At 71.0% G+C, this 16,379-nt stretch carries 14 protein-coding genes; 5 read left to right on the forward strand and 9 right to left on the reverse strand.

All coding sequences use genetic code 11. The features are described 5' to 3' along the window. Positions 1-152 precede the first annotated feature (152 nt). The 5 genes from ABZ893_RS32040 to ABZ893_RS32060 form a co-directional block, all read right to left on the reverse strand. Positions 153-983: a glycoside hydrolase domain-containing protein gene (locus tag ABZ893_RS32040; protein ID WP_361411017.1), complete on the reverse strand. Its 831-nt coding sequence runs from the start codon at positions 981-983 to the stop codon at positions 153-155. A 125-nt stretch (positions 984-1,108) separates the two neighbouring features. After that, the gene (locus ABZ893_RS32045) at positions 1,109-2,185 is read right to left on the reverse strand and encodes a hypothetical protein (RefSeq protein WP_361411020.1); all 1,077 of its coding nucleotides are present in this window, start codon (positions 2,183-2,185) and stop codon (positions 1,109-1,111) included. 85 nt (positions 2,186-2,270) lie between these two features. After that, complete coding sequence (locus ABZ893_RS32050) at positions 2,271-3,209, reverse strand: N-acetylneuraminate synthase family protein (protein WP_361411205.1); 939 nt, start codon at positions 3,207-3,209, stop codon at positions 2,271-2,273. A gap of 24 nt (positions 3,210-3,233) precedes the next feature. Beyond that, positions 3,234-4,472, reverse strand: coding sequence for an acylneuraminate cytidylyltransferase (locus tag ABZ893_RS32055; RefSeq protein WP_361411023.1), 1,239 nt, complete (start codon positions 4,470-4,472; stop codon positions 3,234-3,236). 77 nt (positions 4,473-4,549) lie between these two features. Beyond that, complete coding sequence (locus ABZ893_RS32060) at positions 4,550-5,866, reverse strand: DUF6716 putative glycosyltransferase (RefSeq protein ID WP_361411026.1); 1,317 nt, start codon at positions 5,864-5,866, stop codon at positions 4,550-4,552. 199 nt (positions 5,867-6,065) lie between these two features. Here ABZ893_RS32060 and ABZ893_RS32065 point away from each other — a divergent pair, with 199 nt between their 5' ends. The 4 genes from ABZ893_RS32065 (at position 6,066) to ABZ893_RS32080 (ending at position 10,528) form a co-directional block, all read left to right on the forward strand. After that, positions 6,066-7,046 carry a glycosyltransferase family 2 protein gene (locus tag ABZ893_RS32065; protein WP_361411029.1) on the forward strand — a complete coding sequence of 327 codons (981 nt, stop codon included), beginning with the start codon at positions 6,066-6,068 and terminating at the stop codon, positions 7,044-7,046. Further along, positions 7,043-8,383 (forward strand): polysialyltransferase family glycosyltransferase, encoded by a 1,341-nt coding sequence (locus tag ABZ893_RS32070; protein ID WP_361411032.1) that lies wholly within the window; start codon positions 7,043-7,045, stop codon positions 8,381-8,383. Before ABZ893_RS32065 ends, ABZ893_RS32070 begins: the two co-directional genes overlap by 4 nt. A 59-nt stretch (positions 8,384-8,442) precedes the next feature. Further along, positions 8,443-9,522 (forward strand): acyltransferase, encoded by a 1,080-nt coding sequence (locus ABZ893_RS32075; protein WP_361411207.1) that lies wholly within the window; start codon positions 8,443-8,445, stop codon positions 9,520-9,522. Positions 9,523-9,616: 94 nt separating this feature from the next. Then, positions 9,617-10,528, forward strand: a complete 912-nt coding sequence (locus ABZ893_RS32080) for a class I SAM-dependent methyltransferase (protein WP_361411035.1) — start codon at positions 9,617-9,619, stop codon at positions 10,526-10,528. 5 nt (positions 10,529-10,533) lie between these two features. Here the strand turns inward: ABZ893_RS32080 and leuE are convergent, their stop codons facing one another. Together leuE and ABZ893_RS32090 are read right to left on the reverse strand one after the other, a co-directional pair. Next, on the reverse strand, positions 10,534-11,187 hold the full coding sequence (gene leuE / locus ABZ893_RS32085; RefSeq protein ID WP_361411038.1) for a leucine efflux protein LeuE: 654 nt from the start codon (positions 11,185-11,187) through the stop codon (positions 10,534-10,536). A gap of 70 nt (positions 11,188-11,257) precedes the next feature. Next, positions 11,258-12,838, reverse strand: coding sequence for a methylmalonyl-CoA mutase family protein (locus tag ABZ893_RS32090; RefSeq protein ID WP_361411041.1), 1,581 nt, complete (start codon positions 12,836-12,838; stop codon positions 11,258-11,260). Between the two features lie 233 nt (positions 12,839-13,071). Between ABZ893_RS32090 and ABZ893_RS32095 the strand changes: the two genes are divergently transcribed. Then, on the forward strand, positions 13,072-13,923 hold the full coding sequence (locus tag ABZ893_RS32095) for a L,D-transpeptidase family protein (RefSeq protein ID WP_361411044.1): 852 nt from the start codon (positions 13,072-13,074) through the stop codon (positions 13,921-13,923). A 195-nt stretch (positions 13,924-14,118) separates the two neighbouring features. Here the strand turns inward: ABZ893_RS32095 and ABZ893_RS32100 are convergent, their stop codons facing one another. Both ABZ893_RS32100 and ABZ893_RS32105 read right to left on the reverse strand, forming a co-directional pair. Beyond that, positions 14,119-15,435, reverse strand: coding sequence for a hypothetical protein (locus ABZ893_RS32100; RefSeq protein ID WP_361411047.1), 1,317 nt, complete (start codon positions 15,433-15,435; stop codon positions 14,119-14,121). Then, positions 15,435-16,139: an RNA polymerase sigma factor gene (locus ABZ893_RS32105; protein ID WP_361411050.1), complete on the reverse strand. Its 705-nt coding sequence runs from the start codon at positions 16,137-16,139 to the stop codon at positions 15,435-15,437. The genes ABZ893_RS32100 and ABZ893_RS32105 overlap by 1 nt, the downstream gene beginning before the upstream one ends. Between the last annotated feature and the right edge of the window lie 240 nt (positions 16,140-16,379).

A 16,379-nucleotide genomic window follows, 5' to 3' on the forward strand; every position in this document is an offset into this window, starting at 1 on the left:
CAAAATTTCAACCGGTGGAGGTAAGAAAATCGGCCGAAGCGCGCTTGGACTCGGCCCCGGGCGGGTATGAAGCCACATTTTTCCGGAGTGCCCAGTTCCGCCGCCACTCGGGCGATGGCCGCCCACGATCCGGCCGAGGATCCGGCCGATGCTCAGCCCACGATCGCCACCGGCGCGTCCCAGGCGTCGCGGTCGACCGTGATCGTGTAGCCGCCCCGGGATTCCTTGCTGTTGACCATGTACTGGTGGGCGCGGCGGTGGCCGGTCCACTGGGTTGAGCCGAAGGGCCAGTCCGAGGTCGTCGTGTTCGTCTTGTCCCAGAGGGCGTACCAGAGGATGTCCGGGAGGTCGGTGCGGTTCGTGGCCGTCGCCACGGCCTTGGCGCTGGAGCTGCGGAAGCCGTAGAAGCCGGCCCAGTAGCCCTTCGCGTGGACCGCCTTGTCCCAGGCGCGGACGTAGGTGAGGACGGCGTTGTTGCAGGACGTGTTCGCCGTGTCGTACGCCTCCATGTCCAGGTACACGGGCGTGCCGGGCTTCATGCCGAGGGCGGTGGCCTTGGCCACCGCGTCGGTGCCGTCCGTCGTGCCGAGGGAGGCGGCCGTGGTCGCCGTCATCTTCTCGGGGTTGGCGCCGGACTGGCAGGGCGGCTGGGCTCCCACGTAGAGCGGGATCAGTTTCCAGCCGGATGCGTTGACCGACTTCACCCAGGACGCGGTGAGGTTGGGCTGGGCGCAGCCGCGGTTCTTGCCGCCTACGTAGACAGCGGCGGCGCCGTAGAAGCCGGTCTTCCAGGCCTTCATGGCGGAGAGGGACGGTGCCGAGCAGGTGTCGAAGGCGCGGCCCGTGTACGTCTTGGGGGCGGGGAGCGTGGTGGCGGTCGCGGACTGGGCGACGATCGCTCCGGTGGCGGCCAGTGCCGCGCCGGCGGCGGACCAGGCGAGGTAGCGGCGTCTCTTGGACTGGCGGTGTCGGGAGTGGGTCACGTTTCCTCTGGGCGTTCGGCGAATCGGGGGGTGCGTGTGTTTGACCTGCGCGGGCCCCGTCGCGTTGCCCTGCGGACGGCTATGTGATCACCAAGGGATCCCCAAGAAGTCAGAGAGCCGGGAAGTCAGAGGGCCGGGGCCACCGACGCCAGGCGGTGTACGTCCCTCGCCGTGCCGGTGACTCCGGAGAGGAAGCCCTGCGCGCGCGGGGACGCGTTCTCCGTCAGCCACGCCGGGTCTATGTCGCACACCGCCACGCGGACGTCCGTGCCGGCCAGGGCCAGGGGCAGGGTGTGCACGACCGTCGAGGGGAAGCTGAGGACCGTACGGCCGATGGGGCCCCGTCGGGCGATCAGTTCCAGGGGGAGGTCGGGGCGGACGACTTCGAGACCCGTCTCGGTGGCGAGGCGGTGGAGTTTGTCGGCGCTCTCGCGGCGGTGGGCGAAGTAGCGGGTCGCGCCGTGGGTGCGGGCGAGCGCGCGGACGGCCTCCAGGTAGCGGTCCGGGTCGACGACGCCGGTCTCGACGAGGGACGTGCCGACGAGGTCGGCGCCCTTCGTTATGCGGGGCGGGCCGAAGCGGGCGCGGGTCCAGGTGAAGTCGTTGCGGGTGACACGCACCCGGTCGGGGACCGAGTCGATCGGCATGGCCGAGAAGACCTCGACGGAGCGGCGCTCGCCGTCGGGGGTGAGGCGGCGCCGGGCGGCGGCCGAGACGGGGGCGAAGACGAGGTCGCGCGGGCTCGGGCGGCCGCCGCGACGGTGCCAGCGCACCAAGCGCTCACCGCGCGCCAGCTGGGACACGAACTCCATGGTCGCGGTGCCGTCGTCGACGACGACGAGTTCGGCGGCCTTCGTGATCGTCAGGAGCAGCTGGACGTAGCGGGAGAACGGGTCGCCCATCACGATCCGGGCGGCCCTGCGCAGCGGGCCCGCGAGTCCGCCGATGGTGTGGAAGGGGGCGGTGGCGCCGCCGCGTGCCTCTTCCCAGCGGACGATGTGGCCCTCGTCGCGGGCGAGTTCGGCCATGCGGCGCAGCTGGCCCCGGGTCATGGGGTCCGTGGGCGACAGGACGACCAGGGTGACGGTGCCGTCCGCGCCGAGGGTGCCGGCGGCGCCGGCGAGGTGCGCCCATTCCAGGACGTTGAGGAGCTGGACGGGACTCTCCACGAAACACAGGGTTCCGGAGCGTGCTGCTGACATGGGCCCTCCGAGGGACCGGTGAGGTTGGGGCCCGTGGGGCCGGCGCCGGGTCGGGCGCCGGCCCCAACGGGCGGGCGATCGACGGTCAGACGCCGACCGGCTCGCCCGCGGCGACGGCGATCTCCGACTCGGCGACGACGCCCGTGACGCGGCGGAGCTTCTTCATCGGGCCGAGCTCGGACTCGTAGACCTTCTTGACGCCGTCACCGAGGGAGGCCTCGATGGTGCGGATGTCGCGGACGAGGCGGGTGAGGCCCTGCGGCTCGACGGAGGCGGCCTGGTCGGAGCCCCACATGGCGCGGTCGAGGGTGATGTGGCGCTCGACGAACGTGGCGCCGAGGGCGACGGCGGCGAGCGTCGTCTGCAGGCCGGTCTCGTGGCCGGAGTAGCCGATCGGGACGTTCGGGAACTCGGCCTTGAGCGTGTTGATCACGTTCAGGTTCAGCTCCTCCGCCTTCGCCGGGTACGTCGAAGTGGCGTGGCAGAGAAGGATGTTGTCCGAGCCGAGGACCTCGACCGCGTGGCGGATCTGCTTCGGGGTGGACATGCCGGTGGAGAGGATGACCGTGCGGCCGGTGGCGCGCAGCTCGCGCAGCAGCTCGTCGTCGGTGAGGGACGCGGAGGCCACCTTGTGGGCGGGCACGTCGAACTTCTCCAGGAACGCGACGGCCTCGGTGTCCCACGGGGAGGCGAACCAGTCGATGCCGCGCTTCTTGCAGTGCTCGTCGATGGCGCGGTACTCGTCCTCGCCGAACTCGACGCGGTGGCGGTAGTCGATGTACGTCATCCGGCCCCAGGGGGTGTCGCGCTCGATGTCCCACTGGTCGCGCGGGGTGCAGATCTCCGGGGTGCGCTTCTGGAACTTGACCGCGTCGCAGCCGGCCTCGGCGGCGGCGTCGATAAGCTTGAAGGCGTTGTCGAGGTCACCGTTGTGGTTGATGCCGATCTCGCCGGTGATGTACACGGGCTGACCGGGGCCGGCCTGCTTCGAACCGAACGTGCGCAGACGGGAGTCGGTGATCACGGAGCTCATGACTTGAGGGGTTCCTTACTTGTCGAGGGAGTCGAGAGAAGGGCCGAGGATCCAGCTGGCGATCTCTCGGATCGCGCCGTCACCACCGGGGAGGGCGGTGACCGCGCGCGCGGCGCCGCGTACGACGTCGTGGGCGCTCGCGACCGCCACGGGCCAGCCGACGAGGCCGAAGCACGGGAGGTCGTTGACGTCGTTGCCGACGTAGAGCACGCGCTCGGGCGCGATGCCCTGTTCCTCGCACCACTGCTTCAGCGCGAGGTCCTTGCGGTCGATGCCGTGCAGGACCGGGATCTTGAGCTTCCGGGCCCGTGCGGCGACGACCGGGTTCTGTTCCGTGGACAGGATCAGCAGCGGCAGGCCCGCGTCACGCAGGGCCGCGACGCCGAGGCCGTCACCGCGGTGCACGGTGACGAACTCCCGTCCGTCGGAGTCGATCAGCACCTTGTCGTCGGTCTGGGTGCCGTCGAAGTCGAGTACGACCGCGTCGATGTCCTCGGCGGTCGGGAGCGCGCCCGGTCGCGCGCCGTCGAAGAGCGGCGCGAGGGCGCGGGCGCGGGAGAGGTCGTGCGGGTCGTCGATCTCCAGGACCCGCGCGGGGTCGGTGCGGACGAGTTCCGTCCGGCCGAAGAAGCGGTGCCCGGCCTCGCGGAAGCCCCGCGCGTCCATGGCGTAGACGGCGCCGGTCTCCAGGAGGTCCTGGGGGCGGTCCTGGCGCATCTGGCGGAAGGACTTGTCGTGGTTGACGCCGTGCGCGCCGCTGGTCGCGGCGGACTCGGCCGGCTCGTCGCGCCACACGAAGCCGTGGAACGGGGCCACGGTGAGCGCCGAGTCGGCGCCCTTCCCCACGACCGCGTCGACGACCCCGTCGATGTCCTCGCGGATGAGGAACGGGCTGGTGCACTGCACGAGCAGGACCACGTCCACGGCCGAGCCCTGGGCTGCCTCGTGGGCGTCGAGAGCGTGCAGGACAGCGGCCTCGGAGCTCGCCTTGTCGCCGGCGATGGCGGCGGGCCGCAGGACCACGTCGGCACCGGCCGCGCGGGCGGCGGCGGCGATCGCGGAGTCGTCCGTCGATACGACCACGTCGGTGACGAGGCGGGTCGCGCGGCACTCGCGGACGGCGCGCGCCACGAGGGGCACGCCGCCTACGGGGGCGAGGTTCTTGGCGGGCACTCCCTTGGAGCCGCCGCGGGCGGGAATCACGGCGAGCACACGGCGGACCGGTGCCGCTGTGCCCGCTTCCGGGTTGGTCATCAGGTCTCCTTGAAGGTCTCCGTGCGGGCTGCGGGCGTTCGCGGCTCGCCGGGAGGCCTCGGTGTTGGCGTCGGCGTTCACAGCTCGCCCATCCGCCGGATGACGGGCGCCACGCGCTGCACCCCGTGGCGGTAGGCGCCGCGGGCGGCGCGGCGCACGATCTGCCGTACGGGCCCGGCCTCCTTGCCGGCCGCGGGCGCGCCGGGCAGCGGTGTCCCGTCGGGGGCGAGGTGGTGGCGGTTGAGGATGCGCGGCAGGTAGCCGGGGGCGGTGGTGAGGCTGTAGTAGGGGGCGAGGGGCGGCAGCCGGTCGGCGGCGAGCAGACCGGCGACGCGGGCGCGCGCCTCGTCGAAGGCGGTGTCGTACGTGCCGTCGGCGGCGACGCCCTGGCGGGCCACCCACTCCGGGTCGGCCTTCGGCAGGTGCCCGGCGTCGAGCTGGTCCCAGGAGGCGAGGCAGCCGGAACCGGTGAAGTGGTGGTTGCCGAGCGCCTCGCGCACCCCGAGGTCGGTGAGCAGCGCGGTCGGGATGCGCCGGTGCAGGGCTTCGAGCGCGGCCGTCGAACTGACGGTGACCAGCAGGTCGGTGCGGTCGAGGACCTCTCCCATGTGCCCATACACAAGGCGGCAGTTGGCGGGAAGTCCGCCCTCGATCCGCTGCGCGAGCTTCTGGTAGGGCGCCTCTTCGATGTGGGTGGTGTGCTCGCCGGGCTTGCTGCGCAGTTTCAGCAGTACCTCGCGCCCGGGGTGCAGGCGTGCGTGTCCGACGAGCCGCTTCAGCAGGTAGGCGCGGTCGGCGGCGGTGTCGGGGACGGAGGGCTGCGCGGCGAAGACCACGGTGTACGGGTCGTGCTCGTCCTCGTAGGGCGCGCCCCCGAGGAACGGCAGCGCGCACTCCGTGACGGACGACGCGTCGGCGTCCACACCCTCGTACACGGCGCGGAAACGGTCCGCGTCGTGGCGGGAGTTGGCGAGGACGAGGTCGGCGCCGTGCCGCAGGAGGAGTCCGTCGGCGAGCTTCTCGTAGACCACGCCGACGTAGCCGGTGACGACGACGGGACGCTTGGCCCGGCCCTGCCAGATCCGCGCGAGGCCGTGCAGCATCGCCTGGACGGCACCGCCGACGAGGGCGAGGACGACGACGTCGTACCGGTCGGCGTCCCGCTCCATCTCGCGCAGGAACTCGACCGCGGTGACCTCGTCGAGGCTGTCGGCGCGGACGCCGACCTCGTCGAGCTGGCGGGGTGTCGGGGTGGCCCGGCCGCGCAGGAGGAATCCTCGGAGCGGACTCTCGCCGGGGGTGAGGCGGCGCGCGGTGAGCGCGCCCCACTTCCACCGGGTGTCGGAGTCCGCGAGCACGGCGACCCGTCGGGTCTCAGGGGTACTTGCTGGCACACGGAAGAAGCTAGGAAGGCCTGGATATCCGCGGCCCAACCAGACCTCAACAAACGGTTAACAGCGCACCGACGAATGGCGAATCGGGCCGGGAAGCCGCCGGGAATCAGGCCGGTTAACGGTTCCGCCACACGTCGTTCACCTGGCATCTCACCGCCGGTCAGGACGAATGCCGGACGGGCCGCCTAGCGTCCTGCCCGTGGTCAAGCTCTCCGTCATCGTGCCGTTCTACAACGTGCAGCAATACGCGCCCGACACCCTGAGAAGTCTCCGTGCGAACGCGCGCGACGACTTCGAATTCATTCTCGTCGACGACTGTTCGAAGGACGAGACCCCGGACATTCTCGCGCGCGCCGAGCGCGAGCTGCCCGGCGCCGCCTTGGTCAGACATGAAAAGAACGGAGGCCTGGCCACCGCGCGCAACACCGGACTCGACGCGTCGCGCGGCGAATACGTGACCTTCCTGGACGGCGACGACTGGATCGCCCCCGGCTATTACGAGCAGCTTCTCGCCGCGATCGAGGGCCTGGGCTGCGATTTCGTCCGTACGGACCATGTCCAGTGCACCGGGCGGGCGCGTTCCGTCCACCGCGTGCCGCACGGCCGGCGCGGTGTCGTCATGGACCCGCGCGAGGCGATCCTGCCCGCCGACCGGTCGACGTCGGTCGACTACGCGTACGCGTGGGCCGGCATCTATCACCGGCGGCTCGCCGACGCGGGTCTCCTGCACTTCACCGACGGCCTGCGCACGGCCGAGGACCGGCCGTGGATCTGGCGGCTGCACCGCGAGGCGAAATCCTTTGCCGCGGTAGGAACTCTCGGAGTTTTCTACCGGCGCGGTGTCGCGTCCTCTCTGACGCAGATCGGCGACGTACGGCAACTCGATTTCATCAAGGCGTTCGACCAGGTGATCGCGGACACCTCACGGGACAAAGACGCGGAATTGCTTCTGCCGAAGGCCGTGCGTACGTACTGCGCGATTATTTCCCATCACCTGGGATCCATCGAAAGGTTCGAACCCGCAGTGGCGCGCAAATTGAAAACCATGAGTTCGGCGGCGCTGAAGCGGATGCCGCAGGACGTGCTCGACGACGCGCTCGACTCGATGGACCTGCAGCGCGCGACGCGCCTGCGCCGGCTGCGGCGCCGTCCCGTCTCGGCGGGAGTGGATGCCGCGTGACCACCACTCAGATCTTCCTCGCGTCCACGCTGTACGGGACGGCCACGCTCGCCGCCGCCCTCGACGCGGACTGCTTCCGGCCCGCCGACCGGCGCATCCTGCTCGTCGCCAACAACGCGGCGACACCCGAGACGACGCCCTCGGTCGACACGATGCCGGGCTTCGAGCGGCTGCGCGGCCGCTTCGACGACGTCGTGTCGTGGAACGAGACCATCTCGCCCTTCCACCCGGGCGGTTGGGCCCCGCGCCTGGACGACGTCCCGCTGTGGGAGCGTCATCTGCGGCTCGTCTGGGGCCTGGGCGACGACGACGTCGAGCTGGCCGTGGAGTCGATCCAGGTCAACCCGGCGATGGCGGTCGCGCAGATCTTCACGGGCGCGCCCGTCGACGTGTACGCGGACGGGCTGATGAGCTACGGCCCGACGCGCAACAAGCTCGACCCGCTGGTCGGCACACGCGTCCGCAGGCTGCTGCACCTGGACCTCGTACCGGACCTGAAGCCGCTGCTGCTCACGGAGTTCGGGGTCGAGCCGGAGGTCGTGCCGACGGACATCTTCGTGAAGGTGCTCGCCGAACTGGCCGACGAGAGCGGCGAGTTGCCGCCGGTCGAGCCCGGTCCCGCGGTGCTCCTCGGGCAGTACCTGTCGGCCCTCGACATCCTCACCGCGCAGGAAGAAGAGGACCTGCACGTGCGGATGATGCGCGGCGCGGTCGCCCTCGGCCACACGCGGATCGTCTTCAAGCCGCACCCGACGGCACCGGCCAACTGGTCACGCACCCTTGAGGCGGAGGCCGAGAAGCTCGGCGCCGAACTCACGGTCCTGGACACGCCCGTGCTCGCCGAGGTCCTCTTCCAGCGGATGCGCCCGGCCCTCGTGGTCGGCTGCTTCTCCACCGCCCTGCTGACCGCGTCCGCGCTCTACGGCATCCCGGTCGCCCGTACCGGCACCGGCACCCTCCTCGACCGCCTCACGCCGTACGAGAACAGCAACCGCGTCCCCGTCACGATCGTGGACGCGCTGCTGCCGGAGCTGTCGGACGCGGCGGCGGTTGCCGCGCAGGAACCCGGCACGGCGACCGCCGAACTGAACCAGCTCGTTCGGGCCGTGGGCTTCGCTATGCAGGCGAAGATCTACCCGGGCCTGCGGGCGGCGGCCGAGCGGTATCTCGCCACGCGTCTGGACGATCACACGTGGCGTTACTTCAAGCGCCGCCGGCTCACGTCGCTCGCGCTGCCCGGCGGCGTCCCGACGCAGCTCGCGTTCATCCCGCGCAACGCGACGGTGCGGCGGGTCGCGCGGCGGGCGCGGTCCTTCAAGAGGGCGGCGCTCGGGTGAGCACCGGACAGAGCACGCTCCCGAAGCGCTCACCGGGAGCGGACACCGCCAGTCCGCCAGTGCGCACCGGCCACGCACCCCGCCTTCGGGCGCTCGACGGCCTGCGTCTGATAGCCGCCCTGATGGTCGCGGCGTACCACTACGGCGGCCGGGACGGCGAGGTGTCCCGGGCGTGGGGCACCTCGCCGAAGGTCCAGTTCCCCTCGCTGCACCAGTGGTTCGCGTACGGCTGTCTCGGGGTGCAGGTCTTCTTCGTCATCAGCGGCTTCGTGATCTGCATGAGCGGCTGGGGCAAGCCCCTGCGGGTGTTCTTCGCGTCGCGCGCGTCCCGGCTGCTGCCCTCGTACTGGGCGGCGGTGATCCTCGTGACGGCGGTGTTCGCGCTGCCGGTGGTCGCGTACAAGGCGGTCTCGCCTAGTGAGGCGCTGCTCAACCTGACGATGCTGCAGCAGCCGCTCGGTGTGCACCGGGTCCTCGGTGTGTGCTGGACGCTGTGGGCCGAGGTCCGCTTCTACGCGCTGTTCGCCCTGTGCGTCGTCCTGCCGGGCGCGAACCGGCGCCGGATCGTGCTGTTCTGCGCGGTGTGGACGCTCGCGGCGGCCATCACCCAGGCGTCCGGCGAGCCGGCCCTGAACGTCGTCCTGATGCCGGAGTACGCGCCGTTCTTCATCGGCGGTGTCGGCCTCTACCTCCTCCACCTCGACCGGCGTGACATGACGGCCTGGGGCATCGTCCTCGTGAGCTGGCTGATCGGCCAGCACTACGCGGTGTCCCGCCTGTGGCACGCGCCGGACCCGCACTTCTTCTCGTACCGCTCGTCGACCACGATCATCCTGATCGTGACGCTCGGGTACGTGGCGGTGGGCGCGATCGCGCTGGGGTTCCTGAACCGGGTGAACTGGCGCTGGCTGACGGTCGCGGGCGCTCTGACGTACCCGTTCTACCTGGTGCACGAGCATCTGGGCTGGGTGACGATCACCCTCCTCCACCGCGACCTGGGCCTGCCGTCGACGGCGACCTTCGTGCTGACGGTGGCCGCGATGCTGACGCTTGCCTGGCTCCTCAACCACTTCATCGAGAAGCCTCTGGGACCCTTCCTTCGCAAACGGCTGGCCCCGATTTCGACGAGACTTCACTGAGGATTCATGCGAGTGGGCGTTTGCTCATCGATTGGCGGATGCGATCCGCGAGCGCCTTGACCCTGTCCGAAAACAGCTCGTAGGTTCGCGTTCCATGACTGCTGTGCACCACACCGCCCGGCGTCCCGTCGTCCTCGACGACGTCCCCGGCTGGTTTCCCCCGCTCGACCAACTCCTGTTCACCTGGTTCCTCGAAGGGCAGGCACGGCAGGGGGTCCACGGCGACCTCCTGGAACTCGGCGTCTACCTCGGCAAGAGCGCGGTACTGCTCGGCCACCATCTCCAGGACTCCGAGAAGTTCACCGTCTGCGACCTGTTCGAGGGCGACGCCCCGGACGACGCGAACCGGGCCGAGGCCACCAAGTCGTACGGCTCACTGACCCGGCGGGCCTTCGAGGAGAACTACCTCGCGTTCCACGACGGCCTGCCGAAGGTCGTCCAGGGCCCCAGCTCCGTGATCACCACGGAGGTCGCCCCGCGCACCTGCCGCTTCATGCACATCGACGCCTCACACCTCTACGAGCATGTGTACGGCGACATCACCGCGGCCCGCGAACTGCTCGGCCCGTCCGGCATCGTGGTCCTCGACGACTTCCGCTCGGAACACACCCCGGGCGTTTCCGTCGCGGCATGGGAGGCGGTCCTCAATCGCGGCCTGCGCCCCCTGTGCCTGAGCACCCAGAAGCTGTACGCGACTTGGGCCGACCCGGAACCCCTCCAGGAAGAGCTCCTCGCAATGCTCAGGGACCGCGACGACATCACCCTGAGCGTCCAGGAGGCGGCGGGCCACCGCCTGATCCGCACGAAGTCGAAGGGGGTCAGGCCTCCGGCGTTCCCCCACTCACGCCACCAGTCGGACCCGACAGACCAGGCGGAAGTGCCGCCCCGAGCGCCCGAACAGGTCCCGACCCCGACGCGCCCCGCGCCTCGAAGCCGAACCCGCCGCCTGGCGGCCGACCTGCTCCCGCCTGTGGTGACCCGAGCCATACGACGGGCTCGCGGGTAGCCGCCCTACGCCAGCGACAGCTTCACCGCGAAGCCCAGGAACAGGAGGCCGGCGGCTGTCGTGGCGCCCGCCGAGAGGCGCTTGCGGCGGCGGAAGGCGTCGGCCAGGCGGGTGCCGCTGAAGATCAGGGTGGAGAGGTAGAGGAAGCTCGCGGTCTGGAGCAGGCCGCCGAGGACCAGGAAGGACAGCGCCGGGTAGGCGTAGTGCGGGTCCACGAACTGCACGAAGAAGGAGATCAGGAAGAGGATCGCCTTCGGGTTGAAGAGGCTGACGATCAGGGCCCGGCGGTACGGGCGCTCCTCGGCGCCGGCGGCGACCGGCTGGGTCTCGGCCGGGGCGTCGGCCGGCTCGCCGCGCTGCTTCCACATCGCGTAGGCGGAGCGGATCATGCCGTACGCCATGTAGCTCAGGTAGCCCGCGCCCGCGTACTTCACGACGAGGAAGAGCAGCGGGGTCGTCTGGAGTACGGAGGCGGCGCCGAGCGCGGCCAGTGTCATCAGGATCGTATCCCCGGTGAAGACGCCCGCGGCGGCCGCGTATCCGGTGCGTATGCCCTTGCGGGCGGCCACGGAGAGCACGTACAGCGAGTTGGGTCCGGGGAGCAGGACGATCAGGACCAGCCCCGCGAGATAAGTGGGGAGATTGATGACACCGAGCATGAAAGGGAGTGTCGCACGCAAGTACGACACTCCCGGGCGGAAGGCCTGGCCAACTCCTGTGTAATTCGTCTCAGAACGCGTCGGTCGGGATGTACGTGCCCCACACGTCCCGCAGCGCGTTGCAGACCTCGCCGACGGTGGCGCGCGCACGCAGCGCGTCCTTCATCGGGTAGAGGACGTTGTCCTCGCCCTCGGCCGCCTTCCGCAGCGCGGCGAGCGCCGTGTCCACGGCCTCCTGGTCCCGCTCGGCGCGCAGCCGCGCGAGCCGCTCCGCCTGCTGCGCCTCGATCGCCGGGTCGACGCGCAGCGGCTCGTACGGCTCTTCGGCGTCGAGCTGGTAGCGGTTGACGCCGACCACGACGCGCTCGCCGGAGTCGGTCTCCTGCGCGATCCGGTACGCGGAGCGCTCGATCTCGTTCTTCTGGAAACCGTGCTCGATCGCGTTGACCGCGCCGCCCAGGTTCTCGACCTTGCCCATGAGTTCGAGGGCCGCGGCCTCCACGTCGTCGGTCATCTTCTCGACGACGTACGACCCGGCGAACGGGTCCACGGTGGCGGTCACGTCGGTCTCGTAGGCCAGGACCTGCTGGGTGCGCAGGGCGAGGCGCGCGGACTTGTCGGTCGGCAGCGCGATGGCCTCGTCGAACGAGTTCGTGTGCAGCGACTGCGTCCCGCCGAGCACCGCGCCCAGGCCCTGGACGGCGACGCGGACGAGGTTGACCTCGGGCTGCTGCGCGGTGAGCTGCACGCCCGCCGTCTGCGTGTGGAAGCGGAGCATCAGCGACTTGGGGTTCTTCGCGCCGAACTCCTCCTTCATGACGCGGGCCCAAATACGCCTGGCCGCACGGAACTTGGCGACCTCCTCCAGGATCGTCGTACGGGCCACGAAGAAGAACGACAGGCGCGGCGCGAAGTCGTCGACGTCCATGCCGGCCGCGACGGCCGTGCGCACGTACTCGATGCCGTCCGCGAGCGTGAACGCGATCTCCTGCGCGGGCGAGGCCCCGGCCTCGGCCATGTGGTAGCCGGAGATCGAGATGGTGTTCCACTTCGGGATCTCGGCCTTGCAGTACTTGAAGATGTCCGCGATCAGCCGGAGCGACGGCTTCGGCGGGAAGATGTACGTGCCGCGCGCGATGTACTCCTTCAGCACGTCGTTCTGGATCGTGCCCGTCAGCTGCTCCGCCGGAACGCCCTGTTCCTCGCCGACGAGCTGGTACATGAGCAGGAGCAGCGCGGCCGGCGCGTTGATCGTCATCGACGTGGACACCTTGTCCAGCGGGATGCCGCCGAACAGGATCCGCATGTCGTCGATCGAGTCGATGGCCACACCGACCTTGCCGACCTCGCCGGACGCGATGGGCGCGTCGGAGTCGTGGCCCATCTGGGTGGGCAGGTCGAAGGCGACGGACAGGCCCATCGTGCCGTTGGCGATGAGCTGCTTGTACCGGGCGTTGGACTCCACGGCGGTGCCGAAGCCCGCGTACTGGCGCATAGTCCACGGGCGGCCGGTGTACATCGACGGGTACACGCCCCGCGTGAACGGGTACTTGCCCGGCTCGCCCAGCTTCTCGGCCGCGTCCCAGCCCGCCAGCGAATCAGGGCCGTAGACCGGCTCGATGGGCAGTCCCGACTCGGATTCGCGCGCCATGGTTGTGCCTCCAGCTCAAGTGTTGCTCACCAGTCGGGTCCGGCCCTCGCGACGGACTGTAGCGGCGGGTCTGCCCGCGGTGGAGAGCGGCAGGCTGGGACCTTGCTCACAGGCCGCGCCGCGTGTTCCCGCATCTCACCATGCGCGGCAACAGGCCCGAGTTCGCAACCGGACGCGCGCGGGAAGGCATCTTCCACGACACAACGGATAAAGCGCGAGGCTCGGGGGTCCTGATGCGTTCGACCGTCATACGTGCGTCACTGGCCGTCGTCGGGGCGATCGCCCTGGTCGGCGGCTGCCGGGTGGAGGCGACCGGGGGCGGGGGGAAGGTGCCGCCGGTGAGCGTGAGTGGGTCGGCACCGGGGCCGGCGGCCTCGGGTTCCGGTTCGGATTCGGGCGACGCGAAAGAGCCCGCCCCGACCTCGACCCCCTCGGTCAAGCCCACGCCGCCCCCGAAAGTCCTCATGGCCCCGGGCAACACCGGCAAGCGCGTACGCGAACTCCAGGCGCGGCTGCGGCAGGTGGCGTGGCTCTCCGTGGGGCCGACCGGGACGTACGGCCCGGCGACCGCCAAGGCCGTCTCCGGTTTCCAGGGCAAGCGGGGGCTGCCGCGCACGGGGGTCACGGACGCGGTGACGTGGGCGCGGCTCGTGGCGATGACGCACACCCCGACGCGCGACGAGCTGTACGCGTCCGGCGGGCAGCCGGCGGCGAAGCCGGACCCGCGCTGTATGACGGGCCGCGCCCTGTGCATCAGCAAGAAGAGCCGAACGCTGACGTGGATGATCGACGGGAAGGCGCGGCTGACGACGGACGTGCGGTTCGGCTCGCAGTTCACGCCGACCCGCGAGGGCACGTTCCACGTGTACTGGAAGTCCCGTCACCACGTGTCGACGATCTACCACACGCCCATGCCGTACGCGATGTTCTTCAGCGGCGGCCAGGCCGTGCACTACTCGGCGGACTTCGCGGCCCGGGGCTACAGCGGTGCGTCGCACGGCTGCGTCAACGTACGGGACGAGGGGAAGATCGCGTCGCTGTTCGCGCAGGTGCGGACGGGCGACAAGGTGGTCGTCTACTGGTGACGCTCAGCGTGTGGGTCGGGAGAAAGGGCGCGGGCGGGACCGGGGGAACGTGTCCCGCCCGCGCCAGGGGCACAGAGCCGAAGGTACGGGGGGAACCTCGGCTCGTGCACGGCCGATGACCAGTCGGCTCACTTGGTACTGCGCTTGGTCGACCAAAAACGTCACACCCTGAGCAGAAAATTTTTTCCGTGCAGGTCAGGGGGCTGTCGGACCCGCACTGTAGGAGGCCGAAGTCGTCGCCGAGGGGGACGCCGAGGCCGACTCGGACGCCAATGCGGAGGGGGACGGGGACGGGGACGCGGACGGGGACTGCGTCGTCGGCAGGGTCCTCTCCGGGGCGCCCGGGGTCGCGGCGCTCCAGGTGGCCGTCGGTATCGCCGCGAAGCCGGCGCCGGTGTTCTGGCCGCCGTTCGCGTTGTCCCCGTCGCCGCCCTGGCCGCCCTGGCCGCCGCCGTTGCCGTCGTCCTTGTTGCCGTTCCCGTCGCCGCCCTCGTTGCCGCCGTTCGCGTTCCCGTTCCCGGCGCCGTTCCCTTCGAGGACGTTCGCGCAGAACCGGTCGAGGTCACGGTCCTGCTTGCGGGCGGCGATCCGCTTCGCGGTGTCCTTGAGGCGCTGCGTCTGGGCGGCGCTGAGGGTGCCGTCACGGTAGGCGCGGCAGGCGCCGCCGAGCCCCTGTCCCGATGCGTCGGTGCCCGGGACGCCGGGCGTACGGACGCCGGTGCCGGGCAGGGTGGCCCGCGAGTCCGGCACACCCGCCGCGTCTTCCTTGGTCGGGGTGCCGCTGCCGGGCTCCTGCGAACCCTCGCCGGCCAACTCCCCGTCCAGGCGCCCGCCGTCGGCCTTCGAGGTGTCGGGCGACGCGGAGGGCTCGGGCTGCTCCGGGGTGGCGGCGGCCGAGACGCTGGCGGCGGGCGCCGGTTCGTCCCGCTTGCCGAACGGCGAAGGGAGCACTCCGGTTCCGGCCGCGACGGCGACACCGCCGATCATGCAGCCAGCGAGCGCGGCGGCCATGCCGAGGCGCACGGGTCGGCCCCAGCGGACGGGGCGCGCGGCGGGCCGCCCGATCCGCACGCTGCCGACGTCGGAACCGGCACGCACGTCAAAGTCCGTACCCAACGCCGTTGCGGTATTCGCGTTCGCGTCGTTCTCGCGGCCCGCGGAACCGCGCAGCGGCGAGACGGAGGCGAGGGTGAGCGGCGCCGTACCGGCGTGGGCCCCGACGTGCTGCGCGCGGCTGTCTCCGCGGCGGGCGTCGGCGGCGGGGGCGACGCCCCTCAGGGGTGCGGCAGCGTGCTTCGCGGCGGCGCCTCGGGCCTCGCGGAACGCGGCCATCGCGGCGGCCTCGCCCGGCAGTTCACCGCCGTCGTCCCGGGTCACGGCGAGTGCGTCAAGCGTGCGGGCCAGGCGTTCGGCACGGGCGAGGGTGGCTGCGTCGGCGGCTTCCAGCGGCTCCCCGCGCAGCAGACGCTCGGCCGCGTCCCGGTCCAGCCACTTGTTCTGCTCGTCCGCCATCACATGTCCTTCTGCGTCCGCATAAGCGAATGCGTCACACCGGCGGACGACACCGCGTGCCCGCGCGCTTCCCTTGGGAGCGGTACGGCGCCGAGCGCCTCGTCGCACTCCGGCCGTACCGTCTGCAGTTGCGAAGTTTCCGCACACTGCGAAGTCTCCGCGCCGATCAGCTCCGCGAGGCGCTTGAGGCCGCGGTGCGCGGCGGTCCTGACGGCGCCCGGCCGCTTGCCGAGGGTCTGGGCGGCGCTCTTCGCGTCGAGCCCGACGACGACGCGCAGGACGACGGCCTCGGCCTGGTCCTGCGGAAGCTGGGCTATGAGCGCGAGGGTGTCACCGGTGGCGAGGGCTTCCATGGCCTCGTCGGCGGTGTCACAGGTCGCGGGTCGGCCGGTGAGCTCGGTCTCGTCGCCGCCTATGGCGGGCCGGCGTCCCCGCATCCGTATGTGGTCGAGAGCGCGGTTGCGCGCTATGCGTGCCGCCCAGCCGCGGAAGCGGTCGGCGTCGCCGCTGAACCGGTCGAGGTCGCGGGCGATCTGCAGCCACGCCTCGGACGCGACGTCCTCCGCGTCCGGCTCGCCGACCAGCGTCCGTACGTACCCGAGCAGGCGCGGGTGCACGGCGCGGTACACAGTCCGGAACGCGGTCTCGTCCCCGTCCTGCGCCGAATGCACCGCGGCCGTCAGTTCCGCGTCGTCCCCCAGCACTGCGCCACCCTTGTGCTTAACCCCGCGCCGCTCACCGGCGCGAATCAGCACGCTACGGCCTGATACCGCTCCCCGTCCACGTTTGTACAAGTCGCAACTAGCGCGTGACACAACTCGGTGTGACACAAACGGCACGCGCGGCGCTGAAGAAAGTACGGGCCGCCGCGCGGCCCGTACCGCGCGACGGCCGGGGCCTCTCCTGTGGGGGGTGGCGGCCCCGGTCGTCCCGGCGGAGCCCTT

The sequence above is a fragment of the Streptomyces sp. NPDC046821 genome, from assembly GCF_040645335.1.
Classification (GTDB): Bacteria; Actinomycetota; Actinomycetes; order Streptomycetales; family Streptomycetaceae; genus Streptomyces.

Excerpts from the sequence above, each read along its gene's own strand:
- ABZ893_RS32080 (WP_361411035.1), top strand. The coding sequence starts at position 9,617 with ATGACTGCTGTGCACCACACCGCCCGGCGTCCCGTCGTCCTCGACGAC.
- ABZ893_RS32095 (WP_361411044.1), top strand. The coding sequence starts at position 13,072 with ATGCGTTCGACCGTCATACGTGCGTCACTGGCCGTCGTCGGGGCGATC.
- ABZ893_RS32100 (WP_361411047.1), bottom strand. The coding sequence starts at position 15,435 with ATGGCGGACGAGCAGAACAAGTGGCTGGACCGGGACGCGGCCGAGCGT.
- leuE (WP_361411038.1), bottom strand. The coding sequence starts at position 11,187 with ATGCTCGGTGTCATCAATCTCCCCACTTATCTCGCGGGGCTGGTCCTG.
- ABZ893_RS32045 (WP_361411020.1), bottom strand. The coding sequence starts at position 2,185 with ATGTCAGCAGCACGCTCCGGAACCCTGTGTTTCGTGGAGAGTCCCGTC.
- ABZ893_RS32055 (WP_361411023.1), bottom strand. The coding sequence starts at position 4,472 with ATGACCAACCCGGAAGCGGGCACAGCGGCACCGGTCCGCCGTGTGCTC.
- ABZ893_RS32090 (WP_361411041.1), bottom strand. The coding sequence starts at position 12,838 with ATGGCGCGCGAATCCGAGTCGGGACTGCCCATCGAGCCGGTCTACGGC.